Source organism: Nocardia sp. 852002-20019_SCH5090214, assembly GCF_001665865.1.
GTDB lineage: Bacteria > Actinomycetota > Actinomycetes > Mycobacteriales > Mycobacteriaceae > Nocardia > Nocardia nova.
The window spans coordinates 14,015-33,017 of sequence record NZ_LZMK01000017.1; the positions used below are offsets into that span (position 1 = coordinate 14,015).

Consider the following 19,003-nt stretch of genomic DNA (forward strand, 5'->3'; position numbering starts at 1 on the left):
TATGAACGCCACCACGATCTGCCTGATCTTCGGTCTGTCCCTCGGATTCGCCGCGGCGTTCGGCGGATTCGGGGCCTTCGCGGTGGTGCTGATCTTCGGCGCGCTGGGACTGGTGATCGGCCGCTGGCTCGACGGCCATGTCGACCTGTCCGGTCTGATCCGCTCGGCGCAGGATCGGGGCCGGAAATGAGCGCCGCCGCGGAGACGGCGGCGGCACCGCGTCTCTCCGCGGCCGAGTTCCGGGGACGCACCACCGTCTCCGAGCGCGCGGTCCGGCGCTTGGCGGCCCGGGCGGCGCGTGAGGTCGACGGTGTCGCCGCCGGCCCCGAGGTGTCCGCGCGGGTGACGGCCGATACCGCCGTGCTGCGGGTACGACTGCCGGTCGATTATCCGATGCCGGTCGCGGTGGTCACCGAGGCGTGCCGCGAGCACCTGATGCAGCGCACCCACGAACTGTCCGGGCTCGTGGTTCCGCGGGTGGACATCGAAGTCTCCGAACTGGTCAACACGATCGAACCCGCCGGGGGCCTGCGATGAACCGCAGGCCCCGGCGCATCACCCCGGCCGTGCTGGTCGCGGTGGCGTTGCTGGTGATCGCGGTCCTCGTGGCGGTGTCGCTGATCCAAAACCTCGGCAACACGAAGGAATTGGTGTCCTACCACAGCATCGCGGTGCACCTGCACGAGACGACCTGGCACAGCTATTGGGTCCTCGGTGTCGGCATCGGGCTCGCGGTGCTCGGTGCGGTGCTGGTGCTCGCGGCGTTGCTGCCCGGGCGCCGCGTCGTGGAGGCGCTGGACGCCGAGGAGGGGATGGACGCGGGCATCACCCGGCGCAGTCTCGACGGCGCCCTCAACGATGCGGCGAGTTCGGTCGCGGGACTCGAAGCGGCGCGAGTTCGCCGGAGCCGCAAGAACATTCGAGTCAGCGGCCGCGCCGCCCACCCGGACCACGCCGATCTGGAGCAGACGGTCAACGCGACGGTCGGCGACCGGCTCGCCCGCATCGGCCCGAAATCCGCCCCGCCGGTCAGCACCCGCCTGCGCGCGGCCCAGCAGCCGGAGCGGGTGGACAAGCGAGTGCATGTCCGCAAGGAGGTGTTGTGAGCGACAATCGCGCAGCGGCTCGCGACGCCGACCGGGTGCGGGTGTCCCGCAAGTCACAGGAGGTGTTGTGAGCGACAATCGCGCAGCGGCTCGCGACACCGACCGGGTGCGGGTGTCCCGCAGATTACGGGAGGTGTGGTGAGTTCGAGTTCGGCCAATCGTCCGGCGCGGCTCAATCGGGCGTTGCTCGCGCTCATCGGGCTGGCGCTGATCCTCGCCGGCGTCTATGCCATCCTCGCGTACGCGGGCGTGCTGCACTGGGTCGATCGGGATGCGCCGCTGGTGCCCGGGACCGCCGAGCCGTCGCAGTGGGTGTTCGTGGCGGTGGTAGCGGGCGCGGTCGTCGTGGGCTTGGCGGCGTTGCGGTGGCTGGCGGCGCAGTTCGCCCGGCTGCCGGCGCGGATGCGCTGGCATATCGGCACGGTCGGCAATACCGGTGAGACGCTGATGGATTCGAATGTCGCCGCCGCCCCGGTGGCGACCGATATCGAGTCCTACCCGGAGGTGCGCTCGGCGCAGGCCAGGCTGTCGGGGCCGGGCCGCGCACCGCACCTGCATCTGGTGGTCACAGCGGAACCCGATGCGGATCTGACCGCGCTGCGCCGGCGCATTCTCTCCGAGGCGGTGAGCCGGCTGGAGCAGGCGCTGGAGGTGGATACCGTACCGGTGTCGCTGGAATTGCGGCTCGCCGATCGCGGCCGCACCGCGCGGGCGAGGTAGCGGCCGTTCAGACGAGGGGCCCGAGAACCCGCTCGACATAGGCGTTGGCGAAGCGCCCCTTCGGGTCCAGCCGCCGTCGCACGTCCTGGAACCGATCCCAGTGCGGATAGCGCCCGCGCAGTGTTTCCGCGGTCTGGAAGTGTCGCTTACCCCAGTGCGGACGGCCGTGGTAGCGATCGAAAATCGCTTCGCAGGCACGGAAATACGGTTCGTAGTCCATACCTCGGTACTGGTGTACGGCGATGTAGCAGGTGTCGCGGCCCCCCGCGGGGGACAGGAACGCGTCGTCGGGCGCCACGAACCGGACCTCGGTCGGCATCGGCGAATCGAACTGCTGCCCAACGGCTTTGATTTCGCGAATGGCGTCGGCAGCATATTCGCGCGGGATGGCGTATTCCATCTCGGTGAAGCGAAACAGCCTGGGGGAGGCGAACACTCGATAGGAGCGGTCGATCTGGCGGCGGTAGCTTCCGGCGTAGGCGGCGCCCCGGTGGATCCACGGAATCAGATTCGGCTGCCGGCGCGCGAGGCGGCACAGCGCATCGAAGGTGTGGTTGGACATGAGGATGTCGGCGAACCAGTCCACGGCCTTGGCGCGCGGTTGTTCGGCCAGCGGGACGCGATTGTTGCGCTTGGTCATCGCCAGCGGGCTGTGCGCGAACATGTAGAACTCGAAATGCTCGTTGCCGTCGACGAATTCGTCGAGTTCGGTCAGCACCTCCTCGACCGGTACGGGCCGCTCGATGCCCTCCAGGACGAACGAAGGCACCAGTTGCAGCGTCACTGCGGTCACCACACCGAGGGCGCCGAGATTCACTCGTGCCGCGCGCCAGCCGTCGGGGTCGCCGCGCTCGTCGAGTTCGACCACACTGCCGTCGGCGAGCATCAGTTCCACCGAGTGGAGTGCGGCGGAGATGTTCTGCAGCGCCGCGCCGGTGCCGTGGGTCGCGGTCGCGGTCGCCCCGGCGATCGACTGCACATCGATGTCGCCGAGGTTGGGGAAGGCGAGACCGAGCGGGTGCAGGGCGGTGCTCAGCGCGTTCAGGGTCGCGCCCGCCTCCGCCCGGACCAGGCCGGTGACGCGGTCGACCTGCAGAATCCGGTTCAGTCCCGAAAGCTGCAGCAGAGTGCCGTCGGTGAGCACGGTGTCGGTGAACGAATGCCCGGCTCCGGCCACGCGCACGGTATGGCCCGCGCGCTCGGCCCGGGCCAGCAGTTCGGCGACGTCGTCGCGTGTGCGCGGAGCGGCGTACGTGGCCGGCGCGCACCGTTGATCGCCGGCCCAGTTCACCCACGAATTGGTCATGCGTCCAACTTTAGAACATGGCCCAACTGTGCGCCAGCCCTCGTTCGAGCTCGAACGTGTCCGATCACACGGCCACGAGTGCGCCGGGAGTACTTACGTTGCGGACGGTTCGCTCGGTAACGTTGGCGGGTGCACGGTGCCGGACAGGAATTACTTTCTGCGGCAGGCGAATACGGCTTCCTTCGCGTTGTCGATGTCGTCGTCGTTCAGGGGTGGAACCGTCAGGGGCTGCCGCGGAATGCAGTCGCCGCGCACACCGTCCAGGACGATGCTCATGTAACGCCGCCACACGTCGGGGTTCACCGGCTTGGCGAAGCTGGCGATCGCCTCGACCATGTTGATCATCGCGAAGAAGTCCGAGGCGGCGATGCCGGGTCGCAGCACGCCCTCGGCGACGGCCTTGTCGAACAGGCGGGTGACCATCGGCTTGATTCGCTCGCGGACCGAGACGAAGCGCTCCATGGCGTCGGGCAGCTCCAGCATCACCTCGCCGAAGCCGCGGTTGCTGGCCATGTGTTCGCAGCTCCACTCGAACAGCCGGGTCAGTCCGTGCCAGGTGTCGGGATCGGCGTAGGCGGCCTCGGTCGCCTCGGCCATATCGTTGACGGTCTGGTCGAAGACCTCGCCGATGAGCTCCTGCTTGTTCGCGAACCGCCGGTACACCGTCCCCACGCCGACACCGGCGGCTTCGGCCACATCGTCGAGGGTCACCTCCAGGCCGCGATCGGCGAACAGCTCTCTGGCCGCTCTGAGGATGCGCGCGTGGTTGCGGGCGGCATCGGCGCGCAGGCGCCGGGGAGCGGGAGCGGCCGTGGCGTGATTCACACCCCGATATTACCAAGTTCGGGGATTAACCGGAGGCGCTCTCTCCGTTATCGTGATAGCTTTCCATGTAAGCGGAGACGACTCCTCCACTTCAACTCCACCACAACCGTCGTCGGACAAGGGGACCCATGACTTCCGCGATCGATCTCGAAAAGAGCCGGTCGGACCTGCCGTCGAGGCAGTCCTCCGGCTCCGCGGGCCGCCGTGGCTCGCACGCAATGCGCTGGTGGGTGCTCGCCGTACTCGGCGTCGCCCAGCTGATGGTCGTGCTGGACGCGACCGTGGTGAATATCGCACTTCCCGAGGCGCAGTTGGACCTCGGCTTCTCCAATGCCGACCGCCAGTGGGTGGTCACCGGTTATGCCCTCGCCTTCGGCAGCCTGCTGCTGCTGGGTGGCCGGCTGAGCGACCTGTTCGGCAGGCGTACGACCTTCATCATCGGATTGGTCGGCTTCGCGGTCGCCTCCGCGGTCGGTGGCGCCGCCAACGGATTCGAAATGCTCGTCGTGGCTCGCGTCGCCCAGGGCGTGTTCGGCGCACTGCTCGCGCCCGCCGCGCTGTCGCTGCTGACGGTGACCTTCACCGAACCGTCGGAGCGGGCCAAGGCCTTCGGCATCTTCGGCGCCGTCGCCGGTACCGGTGGTGCGCTCGGCCTGCTGCTAGGTGGCGCGCTCACCGAATGGGCCTCGTGGCGCTGGGTGATGTACGTCAACCTGATCTTCGCCGCCGTCGCGCTGGTCGGCGCCGTGCTGCTGCTGGCCAAGCACACCGCCGAGCACCGGCCCAAGCTCGACATCCCGGGCACGGTCACGGTCAGTGCCGCCCTGTTCGGCATCGTCTACGGCTTCTCGCACGCGGAATCGCACGGCTGGTCCAACGGGCTCACCCTGGCCTTCCTCATCGGCGGCACGGTGCTGCTGGGTGTGTTCGCGTGGCTCCAGACCCGGGTCGAGCATCCGCTGCTGCCGCTGCGGATCCTGCTCGACCGCACCCGGGCCGGTTCCTACATGACGGTCTTCGTCATGGGTATCGGGATGTTCGCGATCTTCCTGTTCCTGACCTACTACATGCAGCTGACGCTGAAGTACTCGCCGATCATGACCGGCGTCGCGTTCCTGCCGATGATCGCGGCGATGATCGCCTCCTCGACCACCGTGCCCTCGCTGCTGCTGCCCAAGATCGGACCGAAGATCACCGTCGCCGCGGGCTTCCTGGTCGCGGCCGCCGGGATGGCGTGGCTGACCCGCATCGGACTGGACACCGGCTACGCCTCGCACATCCTCCCGGCGCTGATTCTGCTGGGCCTGGGTCTCGGTGGCGCCATGTCGACCGCCTTCCAGGGCTCGACCGCCGGCGTGCACCACGAGGATGCCGGTGTGGCATCGGCGATGGTGAACACCAGCCAGCAGGTCGGTGGTTCGATCGGCACCGCGTTGCTGAGTACCATCGCGTCCTCGGCGGCGGCGAACTACCTGTCGGGCCGCCAGCCCAGCCAGCTCGCGGTCGCCGAATCGCTGATCAAGAGCTACACCACCAGCTTCTGGTGGGCGACAGCGATTTTCGTGGTCGGCGCGGTCCTCGCGGCGGTGCTGATGCCCAGCACCGCACCGGCCCCGGCCGAGGGCGAGCCGGTGCTGGCGCACTGAGTTCGGCACCTGCGGCCGCGTAGAACGCTGCGGGACAATCGAATAGGGACGGTGCCCCGGACTCGTGGAGTCCGGGGCGCCGTCATGTATCGGTCGATGCCGATGCCGGCTGTGGTGCGGGTTCCGATGGTGGTGCGGGTGGCAGTGCGGGGGCGCGGGCGAGGCGTCAGGTGCGAAACCCGGTGAACGGTTCGCCGAACGCGAAGGCGGCACCGGCACGGAATACCGCGATGTCGTGGTTCTCGCGTGGTTCGTATCCGCCGCCGCGTGCTGTTCGCACGCTCCCCCCGGCCGCCGGTGGTGGTGGGCGCGACCGAAGTAGGCCGATTGGCGGCGCGTCGACGAGCCGCACCTCGTGCCCTGAGTCCCAGGATCGGCAGGTGCCGATACGAGAGGGACGCGCCCGAACGCCGTTCGGCGGCTGCCGCCGTGGACGGGGCCGCGATGCGCCGGCGTCCATCCGGGCAGAGACCGGTGCGAATTCGGTTGTTACTCTCCGTGGCGCCGTGAGCAAACCGATGGCTAGCGACAGGGCGGTGCTGGTGAAGCGGTTCGGGGTGAGTGGCATCGAGCCCTGTGCGGCCCGCCGTCCGGCGGGCACGAGCCGAACAGGGCAGGGCGAATCCGTCGCCCCGGACCTCGGCCGGTCGCGGGCGCACAGCCGGTGCGGCGAGCCCGCGCGACCCGGATGCGGGCCGCGGCTCGGTCGCTGACAGTTAGCATGGCTCCACACATTCGGTCGGGCAGGGAGGTGCACCAGGTGGGTTCGCGGACCGGCGCCACGGTGATGGACACGCCGGAGGGGGCGAGCGTCCTGCGCACGAGTTTTTGCTCGTCGCAAGCGAATCCGTTAGTCTGGACAGCTCTCTGTGGCATATGCGACCGCTGCTCCGCCCGATCGGACGACGTTCTAGACTGCACGGATCGGGTGTGGCGGGTCCGCCGCTCGGATGGACGGGCGGACGGTGGTGACAGCGCGCGGCGCGGCAGAACGGACAACTGGTACGGCACGACGACAGGGGGTTGGCGATGAGTGAAGCACCGGACGAGTCCGCGATGCAGATCGTCACCGAAGCCGATGCGTGGCAGCCGGATCCACGCTGGCGGTCCGCGGCCCGCTTGACGGTGCTGCTGGGTGAGGACGACCACTACAAGCATCGGCCCCGCTATCACGAGATCGTGCGGCGGGCTCGCGACAGCGGCCTGGCCGGGGCCAGTGTCTGGCGCGGTATGGAGGGCTACGGCGTCTCCTCGCGCATCCACACCACCCGCATGCTGGATCTCGCCGAGAACCTGCCCGTGATGGTGATGATCATCGACGATTCGCAGCTGCTGCGCGATTTCGTGGTAGCCAACGCCGAACTCTTCGAATCCGGGACCGTGACCTTGTCCGCGGTCCAGGTGTGGCAGTCGGGCGGGGTGTCGCCGTGATTGTGATGACGAGCCGGGCGCAGGTGCCGAGGAAGGGAGGCCCGAGCATGGCCCACGATCGAGCCGGCCGACCGGCGCGGGCCGGCGATCTCGAGGATCTGCCGCATCTGGTGACGGCGTACTACAGCCGCATCCCCGATCCTGCCGAACCCGCGCAGCAGGTGGCATTCGGTACCTCCGGACACCGCGGTTCGAGCCTCGATTGTGCGTTCAACGAGGCGCATATCCTCGCCATCACACAGGCGATCGTCGAGTATCGCGCCACCCGCGGTATCACCGGCCCGGTATATCTGGCTCGCGACACCCACGCGCTCTCGGAACCGGCGTGGACCACCGCGCTGGAGGTGCTGGCCGCCAACGACGTGACCGCCGTGATCGACAGTCGCGGGCGCTACACGCCCACTCCGGCGCTCAGTCACGCTGTGCTGCGCCACAATCGGGGCGGCACCCGCCATCAGGCCGACGGCATCGTGGTCACGCCTTCGCACAATCCGCCCCGCGACGGCGGTTTCAAATACAACCCGCCGCACGGCGGCCCGGCCGACACCGTCGCGACCGACGCCATCGCCGACCGCGCCAACGAACTGCTGCGCGGCGGGCTGGCCGGGATCAAACGCACCACGCTGCAGCACGCGCTGGCCACCGGTGTGCAGCGCTACGACTACCTCGATCAGTACATCGCCGATCTGCCGAACGTGTTGAATCTGGACGCCGTGCGCGGCGCCGGTATCCGGCTGGGCGCGGATCCGATGGGCGGGGCCAGCGTCGACTACTGGGAGGAGATCGGCCAGCGCTACGACCTCGAACTCGAGGTGGTCAATCCGTTCGTCGACCCGACCTGGCGGTTCATGACCCTCGACAGCGACGGCAAGATCCGGATGGATCCGTCCTCGCGCTATGCGATGGCCTCGCTGGTGGCGATCCGCGACGACTACGACATCTCCACCGGCAACGACGCCGACGCCGACCGGCACGGCATCGTGACACCCGATGCGGGATTGATGAATCCGAACCACTTCCTGGCGGTGGCGATCGAATATCTGGTCGCGAACCGGATGGGGTGGGACGCGCTGACCAAGATCGGCAAGACCGCGGTGACCTCCTCGATGATCGATCGGGTGGTGGGCGTGCTGGGCCGGCAGACCCACGAGGTGCCGGTCGGCTTCAAATGGTTCGTCCCCGGATTGTTCAGTGGTTCCCTGGCTTTCGGTGGCGAGGAGAGCGCCGGAGCCTCGTTCCTGCGCCACGACGGTACGGTGTGGACCACGGACAAGGACGGCATCCTGCTGGCACTGCTGGCCGCCGAGATCACCGCGGTCACGGGCCAGAGTCCGTCGGCGCGCTATGCCGAACTCGAAAAGCGTTACGGCACACCGGCTTACGCTCGCATCGATGCCGTCGCAAATGCCGAGCAGAAGCGGCGGCTGGCCGCGCTGACGCCGGACGACATCGCCACCACCGAAATCGCGGGGGAATCGGTGCTGTCGGTGCAGACCCGCGCCCGCGGCAACGGCGCGGCGCTGGGCGGGGTGAAGGTGACCACCGAGAACGCGTGGTTCGCGGCGCGCCCGTCGGGCACCGAGGACAAGTACAAGATCTACGCCGAATCCTTCGAGGGGCCCGAACATCTGACTCGGGTGCAGGCGGCGGCGGAGGAAGTGGTCGGACGCGCACTCGGCATCGAGGAGCCCGCGGTCGACTGATTCGCGGAAATGTGGTGAGCGATAGTTACGGTGCCGGTTCCCGGCTGCCCGCCGAGACCTGGGTGCTGATCGGCGCGGCATTCATCATCGCCCTCGGATTCGGGCTGGTCGCACCGGCATTGCCGCAGTTCGCGCGCAGCTTCGGCGTCGGCGTCGCGGCCGCCTCGGCGATCGTGAGCAGTTTCGCGCTGATGCGCCTGCTGTTCGCGCCGGTGAGCGGGCGGCTGGTCCAGCGATTCGGTGAGCGCGCGCTGTATCTGACAGGTCTGCTGATCGTGGCCCTGTCCACGGGCGCGTGCGCGCTGGCGCAGACCTATTGGCAGCTGATCGTGCTGCGTTCGCTGGGTGGAATCGGATCCACCATGTTCACGGTGTCCTCGCTGGGGCTGGTCATCCGGTTGTCGCCGCCCGGCGAACGCGGACGGGTCTCGGGGTTGTGGTCCACCAGTTTCCTGATCGGCTCGCTGGCCGGTCCGCTGCTCGGCGGTGCGCTGAGCGGGCTGGGATTGCGCGCCCCGTTCGCGATCTACGCGGTGGCCCTGCTGGCGGCGAGTGCGGTGGTGTTCTGGAAGCTGCGCGGATCGCAGCTGGCCGAACCGGTGGGCGCGGAGCCCATGCCGGTGGTGAGTTTCGGCCGCGCACTGGCGGATCCGGTGTACCGCGCGGTGCTGTGGTCCAATTTCGCCAACGGCGCGGCGGTGTTCGGCGTGCGGATGGCGCTGGTTCCGCTGCTGGTGGTGGAGGTACTCGGCGAATCGCCGGGAGTCGCCGGCGTGGCGTTGACGGTTTTCGCCGCGGGAAACGCCGCGGTGCTGTTCGCCTCCGGCCGGATGTCGGATCGGTGGGGGCGCAGACCCTTCCTGATCGCCGGCACCCTCGTGTGCGCGACGGGCACGATCGCGCTGGGGCTCGCGCCGAATCTGGTGTGGCTGCTGGGGGCCTCGTTCGTGGCCGGTCTGGGCTCGGGAATGTACACACCCGCGCAGCAGGCCGCCGTCGCCGATGTGATCGGCCCGCGGGCGCGCGGCGGCCCGGTGCTGGCCGGATTTCAGATGGCCGCCGATCTGGGCACCGTGGTGGGCCCGATCGCGATCGGGTGGCTGGCACAGCGGGCATCGTTCGGATTCGCGCTCGCGGTGACCGGTGCGCTGCTGGTGGTGGCCGCGGCCGGATGGACGGTGGTGCGAGAGCCGCTGCGGCGGCATCCGGTCACCGCGACCGTCGACTGATTTCCGCCACTCGGCCGCGCGGTCCTACCTGGCGGGAGCATCGGCTTTCGATCGCCGCGACCGCCCTACCCTGTGGCCGACCTACTGGATCCATAGATCGGAGATCATTGTGCCGGCTCGTCGCATGGGTAAATCGGCTCGGATCGGCGTCGGTGCCCTGGCAGTGGGATTGCTGGCCGCCGCCTGCTCCGGGGCGTCCGATACCGATCCAGCCGCCCCTGCCGCCCTGCGCGCGGGGCAGTTGCTGACCGCGCGGCCGCTGACGAATGGCGCCGCTCTGTCCGGCGCGGCGAGCACTCGCCTGATCACCTATGTCTCCGACGATGCGCACGGGCAGCCGATCGTGGTGTCGGGCACCGTCGCGGTGCCCGCGGGAGCGCCGCCGAAGGACGGCTGGCCGGTGCTCAGCTGGGCGCACGGCACCACCGGTTACGCCGACACCTGTGCCCCTTCCGCCGACACCGCGGACGGCCCGGACCACGATTACCTGGGGCCGGTGAACCGGGTCCTCGACGCCTGGATCGCCAAGGGCTACGCGGTGGTCCAGACCGACTACGAGGGGCTCGGTACACCCGGCGGGCATCCGTACATCAACGGCACGAGCGAGGCTGATACGGTCGTCGACATCGTGCGCGCGGCCCGGGCGCTGGATGCCTCGATCGGGAAACGCTGGGTGGTCGCCGGGCACAGCCAGGGCGGACAGGCGGCCTTGTTCACCGCGCAGGCCGGGGCCGAGCGGGCGCCCGAGTTGGAGCTGAAGGGTGCGGTGTCGATCGCGCCCGGCGGGGTGGGGCTCAGCGGCACCGTCGACTACCTGCGATCGAATCGCCCCGGCGCCGAAGCCGCCGAGGCTTTCCTGCCGGTGATTCTGCTGGGGGCCCATGCCGCCGAACCGGCCATCGATCCGGACGCATTGGTGACGCCACAGGCCGCGCCGCTGCTCACGGCCGCGCGGACCGGATGCCTCGCCCAGATCCGCGCGGTGCCACCGGTGCCGCCGGCCCAGGTCTTCGCGCCGAACGCGGACGTCGGACCGCTGACCCGCTATCTGGACGCGCAGGACCCCAGCCGCGTGACGCCGACCGTCCCGACATTGATCGCGCAGGGCACGGCCGATGCCGCCGTCGCGCAACCGGGGACCGACGCGCTGGTGAAAAGCTTGTGCGGCAGGGGAGTGCACGTCGATTACCGGGTCTACGCCGGCCAGGATCATCGCGGCAGTGTGTCCGCGTCTCTGGCCGACGCCCAGGATTTCGTGGCGCGGGTGATGGCGGGCGAGTCGACGCCCGCCACCTGCGGGCGCTGAATCTCGCTGTGCCGCAGATAGCTCGCATCGACCGGGTCCCGCTGAATGAGAGCCCGAGACCGCGACTCCATGCACTGTGACATGTTCCATATGCATGTTGTTTGCGCATCACCGTCGGCCTCGTTCGGCAATTCCGCAGTGCCACGGTGAGTTTCGAGAGGAGAACCGATGAGGGCTCAACGCTGGATAGCCGCCACCACGCTCGCCATCGCGACCGTCACCGCTTCGTCCGCATACGCCACGGCCGGTCCTGTCCCGTCGGATGCCGCGGCGCCGAGCGGTACGGTGCCCGACGACGCTGTGCACTACCGGGCCGTGAATACCGGTGGCGCAGCGGAGATCACCACCGATTCCGGCTCGATGGACGTCTCGGACGGGATCTTCCGGATCAGATCCGCCTCCGGTGTGGTGCTGGCCGGAATCCCGCTGACGATTCGCGTCGACGACGTCGACTATCCGGTGGAGGCGTCGATTCGTGACCACACCGCCACTCTGGCCCCGGTCGCGCTGCCCTTCGAGGACGAGGCGCCGTGGCGCACCCGCTACGAGCGGGAGCAGGCGGCGTTTTCCCGTGCGGCACTGCAGATTACGACCGCCGCAGCAGGTGGCGCTGCGGTCGGCACCGCGATCGGTGGTATCGCCGGATGTGTGGGCGGAGCGCTGGTCGGGGCCGTCGTCACCGGGATTCTGGCGGCGTTGTTCGGCGCGGGCCCCCTGGCGGGCTGCTTGGCCGGTATCGCCGTGGGGGCGGGAGTCGGTGCCTTCGCCGGCGCCTTGCTGGTCGCGGCCCCGGTGGCCGTCGCCTCGGTCGTCCAGTACTTCACCACCGTCAACGAGCCGTTCGTCCCGAAGGGCCAGCCGGCGAAGTGAGAATTGTGTTGTATCGGCGCCGAACTCGCGCCGGCGGCCACGCGGCATCCGGTGCGAGTTCGGCGCTGTGCTGTGAAAGATGCTGAGGGAGAGCATCTTTCGGCAGGTCAGCGGATGGTGCCGACTCCCGGAACGAGAGGAAGGTCGAGCGGCGTCACCCAGCCGGGTGGCAGGGCGTTGACCGCGGGGACGGCATTCAGGGCACGCATTCCGGTGGCGAGACATCCCGCCACGGCGGGCGTGCGCCCGGATCCGTCGGTGAACCGGAAGGACGTCTCCTGAGAAATGGACGGCGAGCCGACGATATCGACCCGATACACATCGTCCTTCGTGCCGGCGGGCCAGTCGGGAGCCGCGTCGGTGCCGATGCGGTTGACGTGTTCGAGGGTGATGACCTCGCGGCCGTGGTAGACGCCGTTGATGGTGAACCGGATGGCGGCGACGTTGCCGGCCGCGACGACGCCCTTCGCGGACGGGCGATCCACGGGTGTCACCCATTTCTCCCAGGTGGTGGTGACGGCGTCGAGTTCGATGCCCACGGCGGTCGCGATCATCGGCACGGTGGCGCCCCAGGCCATGATCAGCAGATCGGGGATCTCCAGCATGGCCTGGAATTCCGGCGGCCGCCCGATGCCCATCTCGACCTCGTAATCGCCTGCGTAGGCGGTGTAGTCGAGTAGCTCCGAGGCGCGTACCGACTCCACCTCGCCACACAGGCCCAGCAGAGTCATCGGGAACAGGTCGTTGGCGAAGCCGGGATCGATACCGGTGGTGAAGCAGGACGCGCCGCCCGCCGCGCAGGCCTCGGTGATCGGATCGCGCCAGGCGGCGGGGGTCTGCGCCATATCCGGCCACACCCACGGTGTCATCGCGGTGGAGCACACGTCGATTCCCGCCCGCAGGAACGACCCGATGACCCGGATGTTCTCGTCGGCGAACTGTGCGGTCGGCCCGTAATGCACCACCGCATCCGGGCGCAGTGCGATCAGTTCCTCCACCGAATCCGTGGCCCGGATGCCGGTTTCACCACCCCCGCACAGCAGTCCGGCGTCGCGCCCGACCTTGTCCGCGTTGCTGACGCCGACGCCTACGAGTTCGAAGAGCGGATGGCGGATGATCTCGGCGAGCACCATGGAGCCCACCACACCGGTACCCCAGAGGACGATTCGCTTCTTCGCGTCGGTCACCGGAACTCCTTGCAGCCGTGAGTATTTCAGTTATGGTATTCGCCGCAGTCGACGGTGAGAATCTGGCCCGTCACGGCGGAGGCGAGGTCGGTGGCCAGGAACAGGGCGGCGCGGGCCACCTCTTCGGGGGAGGCGAGGCGTTTGAGGTCGGTCGGCTCGGCCTTGCGCCGGTAGATCTCCTCGTGGGTGACGCCGTCCTGGGCGGCGAGCCAGTCGAAGTAGGCCTTGTTCACGTCCTCGTAGATGTAGGAGGGCGCGACACTGTTGACCCGGATACCGCGCGGGCCCAATTCGGTCGCCAGCGACGAGGCCAAATGAGCGAGTGTGCCTTTCGACAGCTTGTAGCCGGCGTAGATCGGCTCGGAATCGAAGCTCACACAGGAATTGAGCATGATTATCGAGCCGCGTGTCGCGGCCAGCGCATCGGCGAACAGCGTCGAAAGCCGCAGTGGCGCGAAGACATTGGTCTCGTTCGCGGTCCGCAAGGCGTCCAGTTCGATGCCGGTGATCGGTTCCATCGGCGGGATCGCGAAGGCGTTGTTGATCAGGCAGTCCACCCGGCCGAATTCGGCGAGGGCGCGGTCCACCAGCGCCCGCCGCTGCTCCTCGTCGGTGATGTCGGTGGGCACCACCAGTGCCTTGCGGCCGCGGGACCGCACCACCTCGGCCATCTTCTCCAGCCGGCGTTCGGTGCGGCTGACCAGCACCAGATCCGCGCCCATGCGGGCGGCCTCGGCGCCCAGCGCGCGGCCCAGGCCCGGGCCGACACCCGACAGCACGACGACCTTGCCCTCGAGTAGGGGGAGTGGCCGGTAGGTATCCGCGGTGACGATCGGCTGGTCGGTAGTGGACACGACTTCTCCTCGGATTCAGCAGTTACAGAATGTAACGACTCAGATGTGACAGACTGTAACGACTGATGCTCGCGCTGACAAGGACGGTTGTGTCGTGAACGCTCGCCATCGACTCGGTCCGCATCGCGATCCGGAGGTGGATCGAGCGGTCCTCGAGGCCGCACGCGAGCTGCTGGTGGAACGCGGCTATGCCGCCGTCTCGATCGATGCGATCGCCACCCGGGCCGGGGTGAGCCGGCCCGCCATCTACCGGCGCTGGCCGTCGAAGGCGCATCTGATCGCGCGAGCGGTCTTTCCGGATGTGGGCGGCGAGGACGAGGCGAGCGATCTGATCGAGGAGATCCGCACGGTTATCCGGGGCACGATTCACCTCTTCGGGGCCCGGCCCGCGCGCGAGGCGATGCCCGGGTTGATGACCGAGATGCGAGCGGATTCCGGTCTGTACCAGAAACTTTCGGCACGACTGGATACGCCGACCCGGCGCGAACTCGCGCGGTATCTCGATTCCGGGGCCGTGCGTGGCGGAATCGACTCCGACACGGTGCTGGACATGATCGCCGGTGCCGCCTTGTTCGCCATGTGTATCCGGGATATCGACGATACGGAGGGTTTCGCCCGGTCGCTCGAGGAATTGGTCCTCTACGGGCTGGTCGGCGTGCCCGCGAGCGAGGCGGAGGAACCGCGGGCGTAGGCGGGTGAAATCCGGTTGCCGGGAAATCTGACGGCCGGATTCCGGCGACGGACCGGTTTTGGCAGAGTGGACGCCGTGAATTCCTCGGATTCGAAATACACCCCGCGACCGATGTCGAACCGCACCACCTACGCACTGGGTGCGGTGGCTCTGGTCGTGGTCGCGGTGATCGTGGTGCTCGTCGTGCGCTGGAACAGCGACCATGGTCTGACGGTGCAGGAGGACGGTTACGGCGCCGCGCACGATCCGGCGGTCCAGGCACTACTGGATTCCGACGGCGCGATCGTGCTCGGTAAGACTTCGGCCGCGAAGACCATCGATATGTTCGAGGATCCGATGTGCCCGTCCTGCGGGGCGCTCGAGCATTACTACGGACAGCAGATCGCCAAAGCGATCGACCAGGGAAAGCTCGCGGTGCGCTATCGGTTCGTGAACTTCCTGGATCCCAAGTCCAGCAGTAAGGACTATTCGACCCGCGCGGTGGCCGCGAGCGAATGTGTGGCCGATGCCGGTGACGGACCGGTGTTTTCGAAGTTCCACATGGCGCTGTTCACCACGAAGCAGCCCAGTGAGGACGGCGGCAATCTGACCAACGATGAATTGGCCGCGATCGCCAAGGATTCCGGTGCGTCAGCGGAGGTGCAGTCCTGTATCGCCAAGGGCGACCGGGTGGATTCCGCGCGCAACCACGCCCAGTCGTCGCTGGCGGCGTTGAAGGATGCGGTCGGTCAGGTGCAGACACCCACCGTGCTCGACGGCGGTAAGAATGTCGATGTGGAAAATTCGGATTGGGTCACCAAGCTCGTGAGCTGATCGCAGTCGCGCGGCGACGTCGCGCTGGTCGAGGTCCCGGCCCGGACGGTATCCCCAACCGCCCGGGCCGGAGTCGTAGAGCCGGCGTTCAACAGATTTCGTCGTCGCCGAGCAGCACCTCGTAGATGCGATTGCGGGCGTCCGCGATCGCGTTCACGGTGTCACGCAATTGTCCCGCCATGGCGGCATATCCGGCGCCCGCGGCCGTCCGGTCGAGTTCGGATTCCAGCCGGAGCCGCAACTTCTCGAGCGCGGCGATCCGTTCCCGTTCCACACCGGCGTCGATAACGGTCGGCGCGGGTGGACGATCCTGGCAAGTCATGGTGTTCGCGGTGTCCTCCGATCACTGGGGTGGGCAGTAGTAGTGGAACGAAAGTTGTTCAGCGGCGGTAACTTTCACCGGACAGGAGACAGTCCTCCGGAGTGCCCTCCGCGAGTCGTCGATGCACCAGAGCGTGTTCTCCGATCGGGTAGCCCGGGTCGAGTGTCGAAACAGGCGCTGCTGCAACGGATGTGGTGACCGGGCCGGAACCGACGACGGGCGTTTCGGAATCCCGGTGCGGAAACAGATAACGGCCTATCTCGTCGACCGTGGTGTGCACATCCCCGGTCGGGCTCGTCCACCGCAGCCGGTCCGCATCGAGCCGCCGCACCTCCCAGCGAGTCTTGTGCTGCACGGTGAGCAGCGCCAAGCGGGAATGATGGGGACACAACGTGAACCGTCCGGGGGCGCCACGCCGATGTCTCGAGCCGTGGACGGTATCGCCGGACCGATCCACATCGGTAATGCCCGTGCTCCCCTCCGGCACGGGCATATCGGTTGCCACCGCGGGCATTACGCAGCCCGGGAATGCGCACAGTCCGTCGATTCGGAGGGCGGATTCGGCGATGGTGACCGATTCACCCCGTTCGGCGATCCGCCGAGCAAGTTCCGCGTCGATCGGCCCGTAGCCCGCCAGATAGGCGGGCTCCTCGCTCTCCCCGCTCAGGGCTTCGGCGCTGACACCGACCTGGATCAGCGGGCGGCGAGTCCGGGCTCGCCCGGACCTGCGTGGGACATTCGATGCGGATGATTCGGAACCTGTTGCGGTGCAGCGCTTTCCCCGTCCGCAGGCGCAATCGAGTCGCTCCGCGCCCTCGGCGAGGGCGACGAGTGCGTCCGCGCGGCGTTGCGGCATGGTGCGCGGGTCCTCGGAGCAGACCTCGTATGCCATGTCCCGCAGTCGCATCGCGACCGTTTGGGCCCCGTCCGCGGGCAGCAGCCCCGCCACGACCGCCGCGCCGTCCTGGACCGCGGTCAGGCGGATATCGCGGCAGTCCTCGCGCTGTTCCCGCCGGCGCTGCTCGCCGGGGCCGTCCACCCGGCTCAACCAGCGACGTGCGGTCTGCCGCAGCCGGGCCGGTGTGGTTCGTGCCGCGGCCTCGACCAGCGGAACTTCCACATCGGCGAGTAGATCGCTGGACAGTCCGCGGACGTTGTCGACGATCACCTGCACCCGCGACAGATCGATGCGGCCCGATCCGAACGCCTCCCGGGTATGCGGCAAGGTGTCCAGCGCCAGCCCGATATCGATCAGTGCGGCCGCGACCTGCTCGGATATCTGTACCGCCGTCGAGACCTCCGCGGCGGCGAACTCTCCCGCCCGCACCCCGCCCGGTCCGGGCGCGGCGTTGCCGGCGCGATGCCGCCGATACAACTCGCGCACCGCCCGCACCTCCGCCGCCTGTGCGAATGCCGCCGCCCCATGTGCCCGTCGCAGCGCATCGACCAGCCCCTCGTCGCTCATCGCCTGAAGCTCTCTGCCATCGAACATGTGTTCGAGTCTATCGTTCGAACGTGTGTTCCACCACCCCTGTACGCAGGCGATTTGGTACGCCGAGTCCAGGTGGTGTAACTTCTTTCAAGCACGCGGGGAACACCCCCGAGGTGCGAAAACCTGGGGCTATGGCGCAGCTGGTAGCGCACCACACTGGCAGTGTGGGGGTCAGGGGTTCGAGTCCCCTTAGCTCCACTCATCTGTGGGCCAGGATGGAATTTCCATCCTGGCCCACAGTCGTTTCCGGGTGCTGAATCCTCCGGGGCATCGGTCGGTTCCGTTCTCGCCCTGCGAGCCCCTCTCTCTATGTGCCGTTGACGTCGCCCCCGATTCCGTGGTCGCGCATTGGTTGCTCGGCCGGCTCCGGGGCGCGCGATGGCGGTCGCTCACCTGCTGTGCCGGACCGGTTCTCGACTCCCCGCCCATGGCTTCTGTGCCGCCACTAAGTTGCTCGCCATTCTTCGTCGAAACTGTAGACAGCCCTGGGCTTAGTTATGTATGTTAATCAATATTCTGAGCTGCCAAGAGGTGGGCCCGACCGTTGGGCCCGCACTGCTCGCGGCAGCCGCCCGCTCACCGTGGAGACGGAGGCTTCGACGATGAACCCCTATGTCCTGATTCAGAATCTGCTCAATCAGCTCGATCTCGGGTCTGCGGGGATCAGCGCCCAGTAGCGGGCGCATCCGCGCCGGAGTCGCGCGGCGGCTCGAGCATCGGCACGAGAAAGTGCCGGGCCAGGGCCGCCACCTGCTCGTCGTCGTCGAGATCGATGACCTGGCTGGGAAGCGCGAGATAGGAGGCGGAGATCCGGACCATCAACTCGGCCACCAGATCGACGTCGACCTCCCGCGCCACGTGGCCGGCGCGCTGCTCGCGGCGGAGCTGGTCGGCCACGAACCGGCGCACCATGGCGACGGTGTGGCCCTGATCGCCGATCATGGATCCGAGCAGCATGTCGGGTTCGGCGGCGAGCAGGCCACCGATGATCGGGTTCTCGCGGATCGCCCGCAATGAACTGACGAAACCGAGGACGACCCGGTCGGCGGCGGTGCGCGCGTGCCGGATGTCGACCAGGAAGCGGTCGAACCAGCGCCGATATTCGCGCACGATCACCTGCTCGACCAGGGCGTCCTTCGTCGCGAAACGACGGTAGACGGTGATGCGGGAAACGTTCGCCCGCCGGGCCACGTCATCCATCGTCGAGCGGCGAACGCCGAGGGCGCCGAACTGTTCGACCGCCGCGTCGAGGATGCGCGCGCGGATGTCGTCGCCCTCGCCGACCTGGTCGACCGCATCCGTATAGGCGCGTTCGAGTGGTGACGTGCCGTTTCCTGAACCCTTCGAGGGCGGTGATCCCAACTTCACGGTGTCCTCTCACGCGCTTCGTTTCGAAAATCCTGACAACTTCTTGTGATCGCGGCCACGGTGTGGTCTCATCAAGATACTCAGATACAGAGTTTGTATCTCTGTATCTGCTTCTCAATGAAGAGGGACAATAG

19 protein-coding genes and 1 tRNA gene are annotated in these 19,003 nt (G+C 68.0%); 13 read left to right on the forward strand and 7 right to left on the reverse strand.

The genetic code is table 11. The features are described 5' to 3' along the window. The first annotated feature begins 1 nt into the window (after window position 1). From A5780_RS01435 to A5780_RS01450, 4 genes are all read left to right on the forward strand, one after another. Window positions 2–190: a hypothetical protein gene (locus A5780_RS01435; protein ID WP_030515548.1), complete on the forward strand. Its 189-nt coding sequence runs from the start codon at window positions 2–4 to the stop codon at window positions 188–190. Then, a complete protein-coding gene (locus A5780_RS01440; protein WP_064904413.1) occupies window positions 187–537 on the forward strand; it encodes a hypothetical protein in 351 nt (116 codons plus the stop codon). Before A5780_RS01435 ends, A5780_RS01440 begins: the two co-directional genes overlap by 4 nt. Then, window positions 534–1,106 (forward strand): DUF6286 domain-containing protein, encoded by a 573-nt coding sequence (locus A5780_RS01445; protein ID WP_063018300.1) that lies wholly within the window; start codon window positions 534–536, stop codon window positions 1,104–1,106. Before A5780_RS01440 ends, A5780_RS01445 begins: the two co-directional genes overlap by 4 nt. Before the next feature lie 138 nt (window positions 1,107–1,244). Next, window positions 1,245–1,826 carry a hypothetical protein gene (locus A5780_RS01450; RefSeq protein WP_063018334.1) on the forward strand — a complete coding sequence of 194 codons (582 nt, stop codon included), beginning with the start codon at window positions 1,245–1,247 and terminating at the stop codon, window positions 1,824–1,826. A gap of 7 nt (window positions 1,827–1,833) precedes the next feature. Here A5780_RS01450 and A5780_RS01455 read toward each other — a convergent pair whose 3' ends face one another. Beyond that, on the reverse strand, window positions 1,834–3,132 hold the full coding sequence (locus A5780_RS01455) for a D-arabinono-1,4-lactone oxidase (RefSeq protein WP_064907526.1): 1,299 nt from the start codon (window positions 3,130–3,132) through the stop codon (window positions 1,834–1,836). A gap of 150 nt (window positions 3,133–3,282) precedes the next feature. Then, window positions 3,283–3,957 carry a TetR/AcrR family transcriptional regulator gene (locus A5780_RS01460; protein WP_064907527.1) on the reverse strand — a complete coding sequence of 225 codons (675 nt, stop codon included), beginning with the start codon at window positions 3,955–3,957 and terminating at the stop codon, window positions 3,283–3,285. 128 nt (window positions 3,958–4,085) lie between these two features. On the opposite strand from A5780_RS01460, the gene A5780_RS01465 reads away from it, so the two are divergent. The 6 genes from A5780_RS01465 to A5780_RS01490 all read left to right on the forward strand — a co-directional run bounded on the left by A5780_RS01465 (window position 4,086) and on the right by A5780_RS01490 (window position 12,142). Further along, window positions 4,086–5,603 carry an MFS transporter gene (locus tag A5780_RS01465; RefSeq protein ID WP_030515554.1) on the forward strand — a complete coding sequence of 506 codons (1,518 nt, stop codon included), beginning with the start codon at window positions 4,086–4,088 and terminating at the stop codon, window positions 5,601–5,603. A 1,029-nt stretch (window positions 5,604–6,632) separates the two neighbouring features. Then, window positions 6,633–7,034 carry a DUF190 domain-containing protein gene (locus tag A5780_RS01470; protein WP_081879496.1) on the forward strand — a complete coding sequence of 134 codons (402 nt, stop codon included), beginning with the start codon at window positions 6,633–6,635 and terminating at the stop codon, window positions 7,032–7,034. Window positions 7,035–7,081: 47 nt separating this feature from the next. Then, a complete protein-coding gene (gene pgm / locus A5780_RS01475) occupies window positions 7,082–8,737 on the forward strand; it encodes a phosphoglucomutase (alpha-D-glucose-1,6-bisphosphate-dependent) (RefSeq protein ID WP_064904428.1) in 1,656 nt (551 codons plus the stop codon). 14 nt (window positions 8,738–8,751) lie between these two features. After that, window positions 8,752–9,966 carry an MFS transporter gene (locus tag A5780_RS01480; protein ID WP_174555038.1) on the forward strand — a complete coding sequence of 405 codons (1,215 nt, stop codon included), beginning with the start codon at window positions 8,752–8,754 and terminating at the stop codon, window positions 9,964–9,966. Window positions 9,967–10,090: 124 nt separating this feature from the next. Continuing rightward, a complete protein-coding gene (locus A5780_RS01485) occupies window positions 10,091–11,272 on the forward strand; it encodes a S9 family peptidase (protein WP_064907528.1) in 1,182 nt (393 codons plus the stop codon). 168 nt (window positions 11,273–11,440) lie between these two features. After that, complete coding sequence (locus A5780_RS01490; protein WP_064907529.1) at window positions 11,441–12,142, forward strand: hypothetical protein; 702 nt, start codon at window positions 11,441–11,443, stop codon at window positions 12,140–12,142. A gap of 107 nt (window positions 12,143–12,249) precedes the next feature. Here the strand turns inward: A5780_RS01490 and A5780_RS01495 are convergent, their stop codons facing one another. Further along, window positions 12,250–13,275: a hypothetical protein gene (locus tag A5780_RS01495; RefSeq protein WP_064907548.1), complete on the reverse strand. Its 1,026-nt coding sequence runs from the start codon at window positions 13,273–13,275 to the stop codon at window positions 12,250–12,252. A gap of 80 nt (window positions 13,276–13,355) precedes the next feature. After that, complete coding sequence (locus A5780_RS01500; protein WP_231982787.1) at window positions 13,356–14,183, reverse strand: SDR family oxidoreductase; 828 nt, start codon at window positions 14,181–14,183, stop codon at window positions 13,356–13,358. 94 nt (window positions 14,184–14,277) lie between these two features. Between A5780_RS01500 and A5780_RS01505 the strand changes: the two genes are divergently transcribed. Then, window positions 14,278–14,874 (forward strand): TetR/AcrR family transcriptional regulator, encoded by a 597-nt coding sequence (locus A5780_RS01505; protein ID WP_063017546.1) that lies wholly within the window; start codon window positions 14,278–14,280, stop codon window positions 14,872–14,874. Window positions 14,875–14,949: 75 nt separating this feature from the next. Beyond that, on the forward strand, window positions 14,950–15,687 hold the full coding sequence (locus tag A5780_RS01510) for a thioredoxin domain-containing protein (protein WP_307617971.1): 738 nt from the start codon (window positions 14,950–14,952) through the stop codon (window positions 15,685–15,687). An 88-nt stretch (window positions 15,688–15,775) separates the two neighbouring features. Here the strand turns inward: A5780_RS01510 and A5780_RS01515 are convergent, their stop codons facing one another. Beyond that, complete coding sequence (locus tag A5780_RS01515; RefSeq protein WP_063017548.1) at window positions 15,776–16,009, reverse strand: hypothetical protein; 234 nt, start codon at window positions 16,007–16,009, stop codon at window positions 15,776–15,778. A gap of 58 nt (window positions 16,010–16,067) precedes the next feature. Next, window positions 16,068–17,501, reverse strand: a complete 1,434-nt coding sequence (locus tag A5780_RS01520) for a DUF222 domain-containing protein (protein ID WP_082976224.1) — start codon at window positions 17,499–17,501, stop codon at window positions 16,068–16,070. 125 nt (window positions 17,502–17,626) lie between these two features. On the opposite strand from A5780_RS01520, the gene A5780_RS01525 reads away from it, so the two are divergent. Next, window positions 17,627–17,699 (forward strand) — tRNA-Ala (locus A5780_RS01525). 465 nt (window positions 17,700–18,164) lie between these two features. Here the strand turns inward: A5780_RS01525 and A5780_RS01530 are convergent. Beyond that, a complete protein-coding gene (locus A5780_RS01530) occupies window positions 18,165–18,863 on the reverse strand; it encodes a TetR/AcrR family transcriptional regulator (RefSeq protein WP_197521641.1) in 699 nt (232 codons plus the stop codon). Between the last annotated feature and the right edge of the window lie 140 nt (window positions 18,864–19,003).